Raw genomic sequence first — 16,916 nt, forward strand, 5'->3', positions numbered from 1 at the left:
CGAGACAGACTCTTAGCGGATTCCTGATCCGGTTGCGCGGGGCTCGACCGGGAAGTGAGGCGGGCTTTTCGGTCTCGTTCGTCTCGGTATTCCCCGTTTCGGCACCTCCCAACGCTTGAGTGGTCTGGAGGATTGATGTAGAAGAACGTGGCACGCTGGTGGATCGCCGGCAGGCCCCGGAGTCCGGCTGAACGGAGTCGAGCGGATGGGTTCAACGTCGTGGGCTCATGACGAGGCGGTCGTCATCCGAACGGCTCGCTTTCGATTCCCGATCTGGGCGCTGATGCTCCTGGTCGCGGCCGTCGCGATCGGGATCACGGTCCCCCTGATCTGGGTTTCGATGCTGATCCTGGCACCGCTGGGAATTGCCTACGTGGGCTCCCAACACCTGATCGCGACGGCGAACGTTCACCTCGCGAAGTGGATTTGGCTCGGCCTGGCGCTGGGGCTCAACGGCCTGTACATCGCCGCCACCCTGTCCCCGATCGGGCTTGTGGCGCAGCCCCTGATGCTTCTCGGCTACTTCTCCGTCCTGCTCCCCCTCACTCTCGGATTCGGCGGCACCTGGGCGGCGCTGGTGGGGCGTCACGGCGGTCCTTCACGCCATGGCCCTTCGCCTGCGTGGTTCCTGGTGATGCTGCTGGCAATCGCTCCGATGGTCACGCTCGTCACGCTCTGGCCCCTACACATGACCTTCCTGCTCGCGAAGCCGGCGATGGACCGCATGGCCGATCGGGCCGTGGCCGCCGGCGCCCGGGGACTTTCCCTGCCACCGACCTGGATCGGCCCGTTCCACATCGTCGCGACGAAGACCGATCCCCATGAGGACGGAGTGGCGCTCCTGACCGATTCACACCCGGGTGGTCCCGCCGGTTTCGTCCGCCTTCCTCGGCTCTCCCCCGACGTTCCAGGGCGCCCCGCGATCATCCTCGGCGATTGGATCAACGTGCCACTATGGGGCCGGTGGTCGTACAGGATGGAAGATTAGAGATCTGCCACGGCTTGATCCTGGGGTCGGCCACGGGACAGGCAAGAACGCCTGTCCCCCCGGGAGTTCCCTCCGCGCCTGGACTTCATCTCCAGGGGGCGGATATTCCTGTCTGCCCTTCAACCCCAATTCTTGGCCGCGACAAAGCCCTGGTGCTTTGTCACGGCTAAAAGACGGGTTGACGGAGGCGATCCCCACGTCCGAGCCGGAAGCGTCAGCGACGGTCAATTCATGATTTATGATTATCCGTCGCTGACGCTTCCGGCTCGGAAGGACCCGAAATCCAAGCCGTGACAAAGCCCTGGTGCATTGTCACGGCTAGAGAGACGGGTTGACGGAGGCGATCCCATGTCCGAGCCGGAAGCGTTAGCGACGGTGGATTCATGATTTATGATTATCCGTCGCTAACGCTTCCGGCTCGGAAAGACCCGAAATCCAAGCTGTGATGAAGCAGTAGGTCGTATTCATAGATACCGCCAGAAAAAGAGTTGCACAAGGTAATAATCATCGTGTCGATAGCCGCTCGCTCGAGAGGGAATCGGCCCGGAGAGGCTCGGGGAGGTATGTTCGCGATGCGAATGGAACTCCGGCCAAGCCGCAATGCGGGCCGCCCGACGCCATGGTCTCGCGATCGTTGTATCCGGCTCCTGGTGGCGTACAATGAAGTCGGCTTGAATCGATCGAACCCTCCCTGAAGAGCGAGGGCGAGGCAATGAGCTCCAAGACGAAGGCCGGGCGGTATGCCCGGCTGCGGCAGCCGCTCGTGCGCGACGGCGAAGCCGGCGCCCTGCGTCCGGCGGGATGGGATGAGGCCCTGGATCGCGCCGCCGCGGGCCTGCGCGAGACCGCCCGGCGGCATGGTCCCTCCGCATTCGGGATGTTCAGTTGCTCCAAGGCCACCAACGAGATGAACTTCGCGGCGCAGAAGTTCGCCCGGGTCGTGATGGGGAGCAACAACATCGATAGCTGCAACCGCACCTGACACGCCCCAAGCGTCGCCGGTCTGGCGACCGTGTTCGGGGTCGGCGGGGGCATGAACTCCTACCGCGAGGTCGAGGAAACCGAGGTCATCATCCTCTGGGGGTCGAACGCGAGAGAGACGCACCCGATCTTCTTCCATCACCTCCTGAAAGGCCTCCGCAACGGGGCGCGGCTGCACGTCGTGGACCCGCGGCGCACGAGCTCCGCGCGCTGGGCCGACAACTGGCTCGGGCTGGACGTCGGGTCGGACATCGCGCTGGCCAACGCCGTGGGCCGGGAGATCCTCGCGGCGGGGCTCGAGAATCGCGCGTTCCTCGAGCACGCCACGACGGGATTCGAGTCGTACGCGCGGGCCGTCGAACGTTACACACTCGCCCATGCGGAGGAGGTGACGGGCGTCCCCGCGGGCGCCATCCGCGACCTGGCCCATTCCTACGCCGGGGCCGGTCGGGCGATGATCTGCTGGACGCTGGGGATCACGGAGCACCACAACGCCGTGGACAACGTTCACGCCCTGATCAACCTGGCCCTGCTGACGGGGCACGTGGGCCGCTACGGCTCCGGCCTGAACCCGCTGCGGGGGCAGAACAACGTCCAGGGCGGGGGAGACATGGGGGCGCTCCCGGACCGGCTGCCCGGCTTCCAGCACGTGGAGGTGGACGAGTTCCGCGAGAAGTTCGAGCGGCGATGGGGGGCCCGCATCCCGCCCCGTCGCGGCTGGAACATGTCGGAGATGTTCGAGGCGATGGGGCGGGGCGAGCTCCGCGCCCTGTACGTCCTCGGGGAGAACCCGCTCCAGTCGGAAGCGGACCAGGGGCGGGCCCGGCGTCGGCTGGAGGCCCTGGACTTCCTCGTCGTGCAGGACATCTTCCTCACGGCGACCGCCCGGATGGCCGACGTCGTCCTGCCGGCGGCCGCGGGCTGGTGCGAGTCGGAGGGGACCGTCACCAGCAGCGAGCGGAAGGTCCAGCGCGTCCGCAGGGCGATCGACCCGCCGGCCGGCGCCCGGGACGACATCGCCATCCTGTTCGACCTCGCCCGACGACTCGGCCACGACTGGGGAGAGCCGCGGGCCGAGGCCCTCTGGGACGAGCTCCGCGAGCTCAGCCCCCTCCACGCCGGGATGAGCTACGCGCGGCTGGAGGCCTCGGATGGACTCCGCTGGCCTTGCCTTGACGAGGACCATCCGGGCGAGCTGTTCCTCCACAGCAGGCTCTGGGAGCGCCCGCTCAACGGCCCGAGGGTCGCCTTCCACCCGGTGGAGCACGACCCGCCCGTCGAGCGGCTGACCGACGAGTTCCCGCTGAGGCTGACGACGGGACGGCGGCTGGCCGAATTCAACACGGGCGTCCAGACCGCGGGCTACGCGTCGCCGCTCCGCCGGGGCGAGAGCCTCGACATCTCTCCGGAGGACGCGGAGCGCCTCGGGCTCCGGGACGGTGAGGTCGTCCGGGTCTCGTCCCGGCGCGGGGGCCTCGAGGTACCCATCCGGGTCGACGAGGGCCTGCGGCCGGGGCTCACCTTCATGACGCTCCACTTCCAGGACGAGGTCGCGACCAATATCCTGACCATCGACGCCACGGATCCCGGGTCGGGCACCGCGGAATTCAAGGCCGCCGCCATCCGGGTCGAGCGGCTGGGAGCGACGTGAGACCATGGACCTCTCCTTCCACGGCCCGCAAGCGACGGCGGTTGAGCGAGCCGCCGTCGACTCCATCCTGGGGCCGCCGACATCCGACCGGCCCGGCGGGGCGCGGGACCCGGATGCGGAGGGCCGTGGCGGGTTCCTGCCCGGCCACGCGGCTCGGTCCCGCCGCGACCTGCTCCTGCCCGCGCTCCACGCCGTCCAGTCGCGATTCGGCTGGGTGCCGCCGGGCGCCCTCGACTACATCTGCCGGAGGCTGACGGTCCCCCCCGCGGAGGCCCACGGCGTCGTGACCTTCTATCATCTCCTCTCGGTCGAGCCACAACCGCCGGCCGTCGCCCACGTCTGCGACGACATCGCCTGCCGGATCCGCGGGGCGGATCGCCTTCGCGCCGGGCTCGAGCACGCCCTGGGCCCGGAGGGCGCGGGGGGCTGGAAGGCCAGCCCGTGCCTGGGCCATTGCGAGCTCGCCCCCGCCGCGCTGGTCCTGAACGCGGGCGAGTCGCCGCGTGCGGCCTCGGTGGCCCCGGCGACCGTCGCGGGCATCCTGGGCGAGCTCGCCTCGCAGGGGGAGGCCGGCGACGACTTCGAATCGCTCCGGCGTTCCGTGCCCCAGTTCGGGGCCGAGGGCCTCCGGCTCCTCGGCCGGGTCGGCCGGATCGACCCGGGTCGGATCGACGCCTACCGGGAGTCCGGCGGGTATCAAGCCCTCGCGCGGGCGATCGAGATTGGCCGCGATCGCGTCATCGACGAGGTCCTGGCCTCGAAGCTCATGGGGCGAGGCGGCGCGGCCTTCCCGACGGGCCGGAAGTGGCAGGCCGTCGCGAGGGCGCCGGCCCGGCCCCACTACCTGGTCTGCAACGCCGACGAGTCCGAGCCCGGCACGTTCAAGGATCGCGTCCTGATGGAGGGGGATCCCTTCGCCGTGATCGAGGGGATGACGATCGCCGGCTTCGCGACCGGCTGCGAGCGCGGCTATCTCTACGTGCGCGGGGAGTATCCCCGGGCGGCGCGGCGGCTGGAGGCGGCGATCGCCGCGGCCCGATCCGCCGGCCTCCTCGGCCCGGACGTCATGGATGCGGGGTTCGCCTTCGACATCGAGCTCCGCCGGGGCGCGGGGGCCTACATCTGCGGGGAGGAGACGGCGCTCTTCAATTCGATCGAGGGCCGGCGCGGCGAGCCGCGGAACAAGCCCCCCTTCCCGGTACAGGCGGGCCTCTTCGGCAAGCCGACGCTCGTCAACAACGTGGAGACCCTGGTCAACATCCCGCTGATCCTCGCGCTCGGCGGCGCGGCCTATGCCGCGATCGGGACGGCGGGGTCGACCGGGCCGAAGCTCTTCTGCGTCTCGGGCCGCGTGGCCCGTCCCGGCGTCTACGAGGTGGAATTCGGCATCACCCTCGGGGACCTGATCGCGTCGGCGGGCGGGATCCCGGACGGGAGGTCGCTCCGCGCCGTGCTCCTCGGCGGCGCCGCCGGGACGTTCATCGGGCCGGACCGACTGGCGACCCCCCTGACCCTGGAGGGGACGCGCGGGGCGGGGGCGGTGCTCGGATCGGGGGCGGTGCTCGTCCTCGACGAGACGATCGACGTGGGCGACATCCTCGCCCGGATCGCGGCGTTCTTCCGCGACGAGTCGTGCGGACAGTGCGTCCCCTGCCGCGTCGGCACGGTGCGGCAGGAGGAGCTGGTGCAGCGGCTACGGTCGGGCCGGCCGATCGGCAGCCGGGAGGACGAGATGTCCCTGCTCGCGGAGATCGGCCAGGTGATGCGCGACGCCTCGATCTGCGGGCTCGGCCAGGCGGCGTCGAATGCCATCGAGTCGGCCTTCGCGACGCTCGGCCCGCGGCCCGAACGGGAGCCGACACGATGAGCGACGATTCCCCCTGGTTCCGCCCGCCGCCGCCGCCGGCCCGCCCGCCGGCCCCCCCCGCCGGCCCGGAGCCGGCGAATGTCGAGCTGACCATCGACGGGCGGACGGCGAGCGTGCCGGCCACGGCGACGATCCTGGACGCCTGCCGGGCCCTGGGGATCGACACGCCCACCCTCTGCTACCTGGAGAACCTCACGCCGGTCAACGCCTGCCGGATCTGCGTGGTCGAGCTCGCCGGCTCGCGGACGCTGGTGCCGGCCTGCTCCCGGCGCGTCGAGCCCGGGATGGAGATCCTCACCGATTCGCCTCGCGTGCGGCTGTCTCGGAAGATGGTGATCGAGTTCCTGGCCTCGTCCGCCGACCTCTCCGCGGCCCCCGCGGCGCTCGCCCACGCGGCACGCTACGGCGCCCGCCCCGAGCGGTACGGGACCTCCGCGGCGACCGTCGCGCAGCCGGTGAAGGTCGATAACGACCTGTACGTCCGCGACTACGGCAAATGCATCCTCTGTTACAAGTGCGTCGAGGCGTGCGGCACCGACGCCCAGAACACCTTCGCCATCGCGGTCGCCGGCCGGGGCTTCGGCGCGCGGATCAGCACCGAGGGCGACGTCCCCCTGCCCGAATCCGCGTGCGTCTACTGCGGCAATTGCATCGGGGTCTGCCCGACCGGCGCCCTGATGTTCCGCGGCGAGTACGACCTCCGCCGGCAGGGCCGGTGGGACGAGCCGCGACAGTCCCGCACCGACACGATCTGCCCCTATTGCGGCGTGGGTTGCACGCTCTCGCTCCATGTTCAGGACAACCGGATCGTCAAGGTCTCCTCGCCGATCGAGTCCGAAATCACCCACGGCCACCTGTGCATCAAGGGGCGCTTCGGGTTCGAATTCGTCCACGGCGACGATCCGGAGGCCGACGCCGGGACCGGCGGGGGGGCTGGGGACGGATCGACGGCCGGATAGGGCCTCGAGGTGGATCGGACCGTCCCGGGCCGGGGGCCGCGGGATCGTCTCGATCGGGCCCCCACCGCGGAGTCGCGACGCGCTCCCCACGCGCGCGACGGGGCTTGCAATCGTGCCAGGTTCCGCGGACGCTGGTAGGCCGGCCCGCCGTTAAATCCGGCGAGGATTGCCTAGGTTCTCGGGACCAGGCCACGCGAGGTGAGGTGAGGTGACGCGCCCATGAGCAGCGACGCGACGAGCCGGCGACAGGATAGGGGCGGTCGGCGGAGGAGATCCGACCTGGCGATCGAGGGCCTGGAGGATCGTCGGCTGCTCTCGTCGATCCTGGTGCAGGGGGCGGGGAAGGGGCAGGCGCCGGTGGTCCGGGTGCTGGACGCGGCGACGGGGACGCAGACGCTCTCGTTCCTGGCGTATGACGCCTCGATGAAATCGGGCGTGCGGGTGGCGGTCGGGGACGTGGACGGGGACGGCGTCCAGGACGTGATCACGGCGACGGGGCCGGGGGGGCCGGGGCTGGTCCGGGTCTTCCGGTCGACGGACGGGGCGCTCGAGGGCTCGTTCGCGGTCTCGGGCTCGAACCGCGGCGGTTACTGGGTCGCGGCCGGGGACGTCGAGAACACCGGCACGGCGGACATCGTGGTGACGCCGGGGCTCGGGTCGCCGTTGATCCAGGTCTTCCGCGGGACGACCGGGCAGCTCGTGGAATCGATCCAGGCCAACGCCGGGCTTCCCGCCAGGGCCTGGCAGGGGGCGAAGGTCGCGGTGGGGGACCTCGACCGGGACGGCTTCGCGAACATCGTGGCCGTGCCGGGGACCGGGCAGCCGATCGTCCGGGTCTTCGGGCAGGCCGGAAAGCTCGTTTCGTCGTACCGGGCCTTGCCGCGGGCCGTGGCCGGGGGGCTCTCGGTGACGGTCGGCAACGTCGCGAGCGCCCAGCGGATGGACGTGGCGATCGCCTCGGCCGCGGGGAAGGCCGCGCGGGTCCGGATCTTCCAGGGGACGACCTCGACGGTCGCGGCCGACTTCAAGGTCGCCGGGCCGTTCGCGACCGGATCCGGCGTCCAGGTCGCGGCGGTCGGGGTGGACAGCCAGACCGGCGACGAGCTCGCCCTCTCGACGGCGAGGCCGCACACGAAGCCCCAGTCCACGGTGGTCGTCAGCACCCAGTCGCTCCGCCTGGGCGCGGTCCTGCCCTCGCTGGCGTCCCTGCTGCCGGCGCCGGGCGTGGCCTATCGCACGGCGGCCATCCCCGCCGGGGCGTTCGTGGCGGGCTCGGGCACGGTGGCGAACTCGACGCCCGCGGTGGCGGTGGCGAACGGGATCTCGTCCACGTCGTCGCCCTCGCTCACGCCCTTGCAGCGGCTGGCGATCTTCGACCCGCTCTCGAAGACGTTCCAGCCGGTCGTGCAGAACGACCCGCGGCTCGTCGGCAAGGACATCTCGGTCCTCGTCCACGGCTGGGCGCCCGGGTACGTGAACTGGGTGGACGCCGAGGCGGCGAAGGGCCTCACCCTCAAGTGGTGGTGGACCTTCCCCGGCCAGCCCGGGTTCGACCCGCCGAAGACCAACCCGGGGCCGGCCTCCGCGTGGCTCCTCGACGGCGGGCCATCGGGCAACGAGGCCGCGGCGCTCACGGGCATGGCGCAGGACATCCTCGGCCGGACGTCGGCCACCGGCGGGGCGCCCGCGGACCCGAACGCGGTGGTGCTCGCCTACACGTGGATCGACGACTCCGCGACGCCTTCGTGGGACCTCGACGGCGTGCACGTCCCGCAGGATGCGAACCTCTCCGAGGCTCGCACCGCGCTCAACGGCGAGCGGCTGGCCGCCGGCCTCGAATCCGCCCTCGGCTCGGCGTCGGCCGCATCCTCGGCGAAGATCCAGCTCATCGGCCACAGCCATGGCTCCAAGGTGGCCACCGTGGCGGCGGTGGAGCTGGCGCGGGCCGGCTACCCGCTGAGGCAACTGACCCTCCTCGATTCGCCGGAGGACTCGGACACCGCCGGGGGCCAGGCGGTGGTCAGCATGGGGGCGGCGAACTTCAACTGGTTCTTCCTCCAGGATCTCGGCCTCAACCGCCAGAGCACCTCGGCGCCGTTCGTGGACGCGTACGCGTCGTACTTCGGCTACGCCTTCGGCGGGACCACCAGCGACGGCACAGTCACGCTGTCGAGCTCGCTCAACCAGGTCGTGGACGTGAGCCTCTATCCGGACAGCCTGAGCGAGACGGACATCGCCGACCGGCACGCCTACGCCGCCTGGTGGTACACCGGCTCCGGCGAGCCGTCGCTCAACGGCGGCACGGCGTCGAACGTGGGCCAGTACTGGTCGCCGCTGCTGCCGGGCTCGGGCGGCGTTTCGGCGCTGGCGCGATACTACGAGCAGAACTGGAGTGTCCTGTCATACCCGGCCGACCAGCAGTTCGTCCTGAACGCGGAGGGCTCGCCGCCGGCCCAGAACTTCACGTTCCGCTCGGCGGGCGTCGGCGGCGTGAGCCTGAGGCAGTCGTCGTCGGTGATCCAGTCGCAGACCGTCAGCATCGACGCGCCGTACGACGGCTTCGCGGGGATCTCGTTCAACTATGATTTCTCGTCCTTCAAGCCCGGCGACCTGCTGACGATCCTGGCCGACGGCACGGAGGCGTTCGTCATGGACCCGACCGTGTCCGGGACGGGGACGAGGCCGGCGACCATCAGCCTGAGCTCGCTGCCATTCGGGTCTCACACCCTGACCTTCATCCTCACGAGCGCCACGGCCAACTCGACCTCGGCCGTGACGATCTCGAATGTGAACACGTTCGAGCGGAACGTGATCTGAGTCCGATCGGTCCGTTTCAGGAACCCGATGGATGTCGGATCTGCATGGGATTTCGCGACAGCCCGCCCGCCCGGCGGTGGTCGGGCCGGGACAGGCAGGAATGCCTGTCCCCCGGATCCTTCCTCCCCTCCCGCCTGCAGGCTCGGGGGGCGGCCATTCCTGCCTCCCCATCAACCCGAACTCTCAACGTTGACAAGGCGCGAGGGGGGGCCCTGGTGCACGCGATCCGCGGCGGACGAAGACGAGGCGAGGCCGGCGCATTGCCTTCACTTCGCCCCCGTGTACGCCACCCGCCAGACCGTCCCCGAGGCGTCGTCGGTCACCAGCAGGGAGCCGTCCCGGGCCACGGCCACGCCGGCCGGGCGGCCCCAGACGTTGCCCTCCGGGGTGACGAAGCCCACCAGGAAGTCCTCGTACTCGCCGGTCGCCTTGCCGTCCTTGAGCGGGACGCGGATGACCTTGTAGCCGGTGCGGCGGGCCCGGTTCCACGAGCCGTGCTCGGAGGCGAAGAGGTCGTGGCGGAATTCCTTCGGGAAGCTCTCGCCGTCGTAGAACGTCAGGTCGATCGAGGCCATGTGCGACTGCAAGAGCACGTCGGGGACGATCGTCTTGTCCTTCAGCTCGGGGTGCTTGCCCTTGTGCCGGGGATCCTCGTGGGCGCCGATGTAGAACCACGGCCAGCCGTAGAATCCGCCCTCCTCGACGTGCGTGATGTAGTCCGGGACGAGGTGGTCGCCCAGGCCGTCGCGCTCGTTCACCGAGGTCCAGAGCTGCTTCGTCTCCGGGTGGGTGGCCAGGCCCACCGGGTTGCGGATGCCGCGGGCGAGGACGCGCTCGTTCTTGCCGTCGGGGTCGAAGGCGAGGATCATCGCCCGGCGATTCTCGCGCGCGTCGTCGTCGACGTTCGAGCGCGAGCCGACCGAGACGTACAGGGCCTTGCCGTCGGGCGAGAACTCGAGGTCCCGCGTCCAGTGGCCGCCGCCGCCGACGCGCTCGTTGCCGCTCGGGATGTCCTTGACGATCGTGGCGGCCTCGCCGGTGGCCTTGGTGTCGCCATTCTTGTAAGGGAAGCGGACCACGGAGTCGGTGTTGCCGACGTAGAGGAACTGGGGATCGGGGCCGGGCGGGTAGAAGGCGATCCCGAACGGCCGCCTCAGGCCGGTGGCGAAGACCTCGCTCACCTCGGGCTTGCCGTCGCCGTCGGCGTCGCGGAGGACGCGGACGCGGTTGGCGCGGCTCTCGGACAGGAACAGGTCGCCGTTGGGGGCCCGGACGATGACCCGCGGCTCGGTCAGGCGGGTGGCGAACTCGGTCACCGCGAAGCCCGCCGGCGCCTTGGGCCAGGCCCCCTCGGGGCGGGGGATGATGCGGGGGAAGTTGTTGGCCGAGGGGGTGACGTAGGGGGTGGCCAGGTCGTCGACCGTGACCTTCCGGCGGACGCCGGGCGCGTCGGTCGTCCAGTCGCCGAGGGCCTCCTTGCCGGTGAGGGTGCGTCGGCCGGGCCCGGGGCCGTCCCCCGAGGCCGTCGGCGCGGCGAGGGCCAGGGGGAGCAGGGCGAGTCGGAGGAGTGGGCTCATGGGGGATCAACCTCGGCCCTTGCGGGCGTCTGCGAATCGAATCGAAGTGGCCGCGGCGTCCGGGGGAAGCCGCGGTGTCCATGGGACGTATCATAGCCCGGTGGCGGGTTGACGTGGCAAGGGGCGTCGGGGCCGCCTCGGCCCCTGGCGGCCCGGCTCCGGAATCTCGACGCGTGTCCGGCCGGTCGTCGATCAGGGTCGCGCGATGCCCGGGACCATCATATGTTTCCCGAAATCCGCCCGGATCGGGCGGGGATGTGGCACATGCCGCCCGGGGCTGGATTGCGGACGCCGTCGCGGTTACTTTCCCAGGCATGGCGATGTTCCGAACAACATCGGGGTCATTCCGCCGATGCGGGGGGGAGGCCATGCTGGATGGGCTGGGCTCGGTGAACTGGTCGCGGCTGACGCACGCCCTCGGCGAGGCGTCCGACGTGCCCGAGATGATCCGCGCACTGGCCTCCCGGGATGAGGATGAGCGGGACCGCGCGCTCGACGGCCTGGCCGGGAACATCTGGCACCAGGGGAAGATCTACGAGTCCACGGCCGTCGCCGTGCCGTTCCTCGTCGAGTTGCTGACGCTGCCGGAAGTGCGCGACAAGGCGGGGATCCTCAACCTGCTGGCGAACATCGCGAAGGGGGACTCGCCGGAGTGGGGCGGGCCGGTCCGCCGCGCGGTGGAGGCCGGGGCGATGACCTACCTCGGCCTGCTCTTCCACGACGATCGTTCGGTGCGGACGTTCGCGGCCTACCTCCTGGGCCGCTGCCCGGGGCGGGCCGCCGAGATCGTCCCGGTGCTGGCGCCCCGGGTCTCCGCCGAGGCGGACGCGAGCACTCGCGCGGCGGCCTTGCTGACGCTCGGGGATCTCGGCGCGATCGCGTCGGAGGGGCAGGGGGGGGAGGCCGCGGCGGCCGTCGAGTGCCTCGGCCCGTCGGCCCCGCCGGTCGTCCGGCTGGCGGCGGCGATCGTCCTGGGGAAGTCGGCCGGCGGCAGCGGTGGCGAGCCGTCGCCGGAGGTGGTCGACGCGATCATCGAGGCGATCGTCCCGGCCTGGGACGACTTCGAGGACCTCCCCTGGTGCGGCGGGGACGTGGCGCTCGACGCCATCTCGGCCCTGAGCGGCCATCCGCGGGAGCAGCTCCACGTCCTGCTGGACCTGCTGGATGACCCCTCGGAGGGGCCGCGAGCCGGGGCCCTCTTCGCGCTCGAGGCCCTCTGCCGCGAGCGGCGGTCGGTCCGGCCGGCGGCGGCGGTCGCGCTGGGGGCGCGGCTCGCGCTGGGCGAGCCGGGCGAGCGCTCGGAGATCGCCGCGGCGCTCGCCCGGCTCGGGCCGGCGGCGGCCGGCGTGGCCGGCTCGCTCGCCGACGCCCTGGAAGACGACGACCGCAGCGTCCGCGTCGAGGCCGCCGTGGCGCTCGCCCGGCTGCGGGACCCCCGCGCCGTCCCCGCGCTCATCGACGTGCTGCTCCAGGGCGGCCGCTCGTTCCCGCGAATCGCCGAGGCGCTCGGCCTTCTCGGCGCCGAGGCCTCGGCGGCGGTCCCGCCTCTGGTCGGCATACTCCGGCGGGATCCGCCGGCCGACCGGACGGCCGCCCACAACCGGCCGATCCTGGTGGCCATGGCCCTGGGCCGCATCGGCGAGGCCGCACGTCCGTTCGTCCCGGTCCTGCTCGACCTGGCGGGGGACCTGCCGCATACGGTGCGCGCCGTGGCGATCGCCCTCGGGCAGATCGGCGGCCTCGAGGCGCTCGCCGCCATCCCGCACCTGGAAGCCTGGCTGGAAGACGCGGACCCGGTCGCGCGGGTCCACGCCGCCCGCGCTCTCTGGCGGCTCCAGAAGCGTCCGGGCCCGGTCCTGCCGGTCCTGATGGACGCGCTTCGCCCCGAAGCCCCCTTCCGCGACGTCGCGGCCGAGGCCCTCGGCGAGATGGGCCCGGCGGCGGCTCGGGCCGTGCCGGCCCTTCGCGAATGCCTGGACGATCGCTCGCCACTCGGCCGCCGGACGCGGCTCGAGGCCGCGCGGGCCCTCTGGCGGATCGCGGGCGATGTCGACGGCATGCGGCCGGTCCTGATCGAGTATCTCGACGACCAAGGGCCCCTGGCCGTGACCGCCGCCGTGACCCTCGGCGAGATGGCCGAAAACGCCCGCGAGGCCCTCCCCGCGCTCCGCGCCGCCGCGGCCGAGGACCTCCTCCCGCCCTGCCCCCAGGCCGAGGATTTCGTCATCCAGGATGAGGCCCTGCGAGCCGCCCTCGCGGAGGCGATCCGGCGGATCGAGGGGGATGGCTAAGACAAGCTTCGGCCTCTCCCCTTGACCAGGAGGGAGCTGGAGGGGGTGGAACTCGCAAGCAGAGGCGGTCGAAAGCCCCCCCGGATCCCCCCTTGGTATGGCGGGAAATGAAGTTGGGCTCTCCCCCCGCGATGCCGGGGGGAGGCATGCGACGGTGACGCGCTCAGCCCTTCAGGAAGGCGATGGCGTCGGCCGTCCGCTTGAGGAGGTCGTCGACCTGCTCGGTGCTCTCGAAGCCGATGATGAAGGCGTCCACCGTGCCGAGGCCCAGGACGTAGCGGAGCGAGGCGTCCTTCTTCTCCGGATCCTTGATCCGGCCCTCGCCCAGGATCTTCATGCCGACGACCCCCTTGCCGGCGGAGTGCATCTCCTCCAGGACCGAGGCCACCTCGTCGGGCTTCCTGTCGTCCATGATCAGCCCCTCGGGGTTGATCCGGGCGAGGTCGATCTCGACGAACGGGTTCTTGGCGGAGGTCCGCAGCGGGTCCATGCCGTGGCAGCTCGTGCCGTGGGCCCGGATGATCTTCTCCTCCTTGGCCCGCATCAGGTATTCCATCGAGCCCCGGTTGTCCGCCGGCCAGCCGTCCTTGGTCATGCAGTGGAGCAACACGATGTCGATGTACTCGACGCCGAGCTCCATCCGATACCGCTCCAGGTGGCTCTTGGCGTCGGCGACGTTCGTGGCGTGGGTCTTCGTCTGGATGACGTACCGGTCCCGGGGCACCCCCTTGAGGGCCTCGCGCAGGTACGTGTGCGAGCCGTACTGGTCGGCCACGTCGAAGAACGTGATCCCCTTGTCGATGCAGTGGCGGACCACCTTGGCGAATCCCTCCACGCCCAGCCGGGTCTGGTTGCTCGCCTGGTTCGAGCCGATGCTGCCGGTCCCCATGCCCACCAGCGAGACCTGGATGCCCGTCTTGCCCAGGGTCACCTTCTGCGTCGCGCTCTCCGGCAGCGCGTTCCGGGCGAGCCCGGCCGCCATGGCGCCCGAGCTGCCGGCCGCGGCGGCCATCGCGGCGCCGGCCGCGGTCTGGGCGAGGAAGTCGCGACGATTGAGGGGGGGCGTCATGTGCGTGGATCTCCCCGTGAGTCTGGAAGGGCGGGAAATGGAACGGGACGAGACGAGATGGCCCGGCACGACCGAACCCTCGATACCGGCGCCGATTCTAACCACGAGGCCGCGATGCTACCATAGGCGGAGATGCGGCGGATCGCGATCGCCGCGGTTGGATGACTGATGCGAAGGCAAGGAGCGGGATCGTGTTCACCGGGCTGGTCGAGGTGCTGGGCAAGGTCGAGCGGGTCGTGGATGAGGGCGCGGGGACGAGGTTCACGCTGGGCTGGCCGGGGCTGGAACGGCCCCTGCCCATCGGCGAGAGCGTGGCGGTCAACGGCTGCTGCCTGACCGTGGTTTCCGCCTCCGGCGAGGCCTTCGACGTCCAGGCCGGCCCCGAGACCCTGCTCCGCACGAACCTCGGCGCCAGGCGGCCGGGGGACCGCGTCAACCTCGAGCGGTCGCTCCGCGTCGGCGACCGCCTGGGGGGCCACTTCGTCCAGGGGCACGTCGACACCACGGCCGTCCTCAAGGAGCGGCGGACCGAGGGCGAATGGGAGTTCCTCGCCTTCGGCCTCGATCCGTCCTGGATGCGGCTGCTCGTCCCCAAGGGCTCGATCGCCGTGGACGGCGTGAGCCTGACCCTGGTCGACGTGGACCCCGACGGCTTCAGCGTCATGCTGATCCCCCACACGCTGAGCGTGACCACCCTGGGCCTGCTCCGCGTCGGCGACGCCGTGAACATCGAGGCCGACATGCTGGCCAAGCACGTCGAGAAGCTCCTGGCCGGCCGGGGCGCCGGCGCCTGACGGGTTGTCACAGCTTGACGAAAGCCCCCTCCCGAAGCCCTTTCGAGCGAACCGACATGCCCGCCCCCGCCCGCCAGACCCAGTCGTACCTCCGCGGCCTCTTCGGCCGGCGGGGCATCTCTCCCCGGCATCACCTGGGGCAGAACTTCCTCATCGACCTGAACATCCACGAGCTGATCGTCGACTCCGCCGAGGTCGGCGCGGGTGACGTGATCCTCGAGGTCGGCACCGGAGCCGGGGCGCTCACGGCGCTCATGGGCTCGCGCGGGGCGGCCGTCGTGGCCGTCGAGGTGGATCCCGGCATGGCCGCCCTGACCCGCGAGGCCGTCGCCGACATGGCGTCCGTCCGCGTGGTCCACGCCGACGCCCTGGCGAACAAGAACACGCTCAACCCGGAATTGATCTCGGCGGTGGAGGAGGCCCTGACGGCACGGCAAACATCCCCTGCCGAGGCGGGCCATCTTACCCCCTCACCCCTGGTGGGGGAGGGTTGGGGAGAGGGGGACGAGCGAGCTGATGAGAAAGAGCGAGCGAAGGGACCGGAAGGTGCGGGCGGCGAGACGGCGAACTCGTCTGTCGATGGCGGTCGCCCCCTCTCCCTAACCCTCCCCCACGGTGGGGGGAGGGGACCAGAGCGGCGGAGCGAGGAGGTTGGGGGTGGCGAGGGGGATCCGCTCCTCGCTTCAGCCCGCTCGTTCAAGCTCGTCGCGAACCTGCCTTACGGCGTGGCGACGCCGGTCATCTCCAACCTGCTGGTCTCGCCGCGGCTCTCGCCATCGCTCCTGGTGGTGACGATCCAGCGCGAGCTGGCGGACCGGATGATCGCGGTGCCGTCGTCGCCGGGGTATGGCTCGCTGGCGATCCTGGTCCAGGCGCTGGCCGACGTGGAGCTCGTGCGGGTCCTCCAGCCCCAGGTCTTCTGGCCGCGGCCGAAGGTGGAATCCGCCGTCGTCCGGATCCGCCCGTCGGCCGAACGCCGGGCGAGGATCGACGTCCCGTGGTTCCACGACGTCGTTCGCAGGGCGTTCCTCCATCGCCGCAAGAACCTCCGCCATGTCCTCTCCGGCATGTGGCCCGACCGCTGGACCAAGCCCGACGTCGACGCCTTCCTCGAGCCCCTCGCCATCGACCCGACCCTCCGCGCCGAGGCCCTGACCGTCCCCCAGTTCCTGGCCCTGGCCGAGGCGCTGAAGGGCCGGTGGGGGGACGCGGCGACGCCGGCGTTGGGGACGGACGAGATCGACCCGGATGCCGGCGAATAACGAGAGGGCATTTCGTCTTGAACCTCGTCGATTCCGCCTCCTATCGCGCCTCGATGGCGCCGGAGACCGCCACGCCCGTTATAATCCGTCGTGGCACATCCGGGAGCAGAGCCTGACGGTGGCCGACCCGTGGGCCAAGGAGGAGGGGATTCCTCCAACACGACTTGAGAGGGGCGCTTCGGAGAGAACGGGATGACCATCACTTTCGAGATACCCGGTGACATCGAAGAGCGGCTCCACGCGACGGGGACGGACCCGAATCAGGCCGCCAAGGAGTCGCTCCTCGTCGAGATGTACCGCCAGCGGCGGATCACCCACCATCAGGTCGCACAGGCCCTGGGGTTGAGCCGCTACGAGGTCGACGGGCTCCTGAAGCGTTATGACGTTCCGCTCGACATCTCCATCGACGAATTCCATGCCGAAGTGGCTTCGCTCCGAGGGCCGGGTCGGGGATGATCGTCGTCTCGGATACCTCGCCGCTGAACTATTTGGTGCTGACGGGCATCATCGACGTGCTGCCCCGCGTGTTCGGCGAAATCTACGCTCCCCCTCCAGTCGTCATCGAGCTGGGCCATCCCCGAAGCCCCGAGCCCGTGCGCAGGTGGGCGGCATCGCTCCCGAGTTGGCTGCATGTCAGGGAGCCGATAGCCATCGATTCCT

At 70.8% G+C, this 16,916-nt stretch carries 12 protein-coding genes; 10 read left to right on the forward strand and 2 right to left on the reverse strand.

Going from position 1 to position 16,916, the window contains the following annotated elements:
- Positions 1-205 precede the first annotated feature (205 nt).
- From G6O54_RS34445 to G6O54_RS34465, 5 genes are all read left to right on the forward strand, one after another.
- Entirely contained in the window at positions 206-988 is a 783-nt protein-coding gene (locus G6O54_RS34445; protein ID WP_165234657.1) for a hypothetical protein, read from the forward strand.
- Between the two features lie 712 nt (positions 989-1,700).
- Positions 1,701-3,620 (forward strand): molybdopterin oxidoreductase family protein, encoded by a 1,920-nt coding sequence (locus G6O54_RS34450; protein WP_165234660.1) that lies wholly within the window; start codon positions 1,701-1,703, stop codon positions 3,618-3,620.
- Between the two features lie 4 nt (positions 3,621-3,624).
- On the forward strand, positions 3,625-5,487 hold the full coding sequence (locus G6O54_RS34455) for an NAD(P)H-dependent oxidoreductase subunit E (RefSeq protein ID WP_165234663.1): 1,863 nt from the start codon (positions 3,625-3,627) through the stop codon (positions 5,485-5,487).
- Positions 5,484-6,446, forward strand: coding sequence for a 2Fe-2S iron-sulfur cluster-binding protein (locus G6O54_RS34460; RefSeq protein ID WP_165234666.1), 963 nt, complete (start codon positions 5,484-5,486; stop codon positions 6,444-6,446). The genes G6O54_RS34455 and G6O54_RS34460 overlap by 4 nt, the downstream gene beginning before the upstream one ends.
- Before the next feature lie 219 nt (positions 6,447-6,665).
- The gene (locus G6O54_RS34465) at positions 6,666-9,263 is read left to right on the forward strand and encodes an FG-GAP repeat domain-containing protein (RefSeq protein WP_165234669.1); all 2,598 of its coding nucleotides are present in this window, start codon (positions 6,666-6,668) and stop codon (positions 9,261-9,263) included.
- Positions 9,264-9,529: 266 nt separating this feature from the next.
- On the opposite strand, the gene G6O54_RS34470 is transcribed toward G6O54_RS34465, so the two are convergent.
- Positions 9,530-10,840, reverse strand: coding sequence for a PQQ-dependent sugar dehydrogenase (locus tag G6O54_RS34470; RefSeq protein WP_165234672.1), 1,311 nt, complete (start codon positions 10,838-10,840; stop codon positions 9,530-9,532).
- A gap of 368 nt (positions 10,841-11,208) precedes the next feature.
- On the opposite strand from G6O54_RS34470, the gene G6O54_RS34475 reads away from it, so the two are divergent.
- A complete protein-coding gene (locus G6O54_RS34475; protein WP_165234675.1) occupies positions 11,209-13,131 on the forward strand; it encodes a HEAT repeat domain-containing protein in 1,923 nt (640 codons plus the stop codon).
- 163 nt (positions 13,132-13,294) lie between these two features.
- On the opposite strand, the gene G6O54_RS34480 is transcribed toward G6O54_RS34475, so the two are convergent.
- Positions 13,295-14,200: an aldo/keto reductase gene (locus tag G6O54_RS34480; protein WP_165234678.1), complete on the reverse strand. Its 906-nt coding sequence runs from the start codon at positions 14,198-14,200 to the stop codon at positions 13,295-13,297.
- 191 nt (positions 14,201-14,391) lie between these two features.
- Here G6O54_RS34480 and G6O54_RS34485 point away from each other — a divergent pair, with 191 nt between their 5' ends.
- From G6O54_RS34485 to G6O54_RS34500, 4 genes are all read left to right on the forward strand, one after another.
- Positions 14,392-14,994 carry a riboflavin synthase gene (locus tag G6O54_RS34485; protein WP_165234681.1) on the forward strand — a complete coding sequence of 201 codons (603 nt, stop codon included), beginning with the start codon at positions 14,392-14,394 and terminating at the stop codon, positions 14,992-14,994.
- A gap of 56 nt (positions 14,995-15,050) precedes the next feature.
- Positions 15,051-16,256: a ribosomal RNA small subunit methyltransferase A gene (locus G6O54_RS34490; protein ID WP_165234684.1), complete on the forward strand. Its 1,206-nt coding sequence runs from the start codon at positions 15,051-15,053 to the stop codon at positions 16,254-16,256.
- Between the two features lie 192 nt (positions 16,257-16,448).
- Positions 16,449-16,712 (forward strand): UPF0175 family protein, encoded by a 264-nt coding sequence (locus tag G6O54_RS34495; protein ID WP_165234687.1) that lies wholly within the window; start codon positions 16,449-16,451, stop codon positions 16,710-16,712.
- A partial coding sequence (locus G6O54_RS34500) for a PIN domain-containing protein (RefSeq protein WP_205679134.1) occupies positions 16,709-16,916 on the forward strand: 208 nt, incomplete at its 3' end. The genes G6O54_RS34495 and G6O54_RS34500, both read left to right, overlap by 4 nt.

The sequence above is a fragment of the Aquisphaera insulae genome (assembly GCF_011064615.1).
GTDB lineage: Bacteria > Planctomycetota > Planctomycetia > Isosphaerales > Isosphaeraceae > Aquisphaera > Aquisphaera insulae.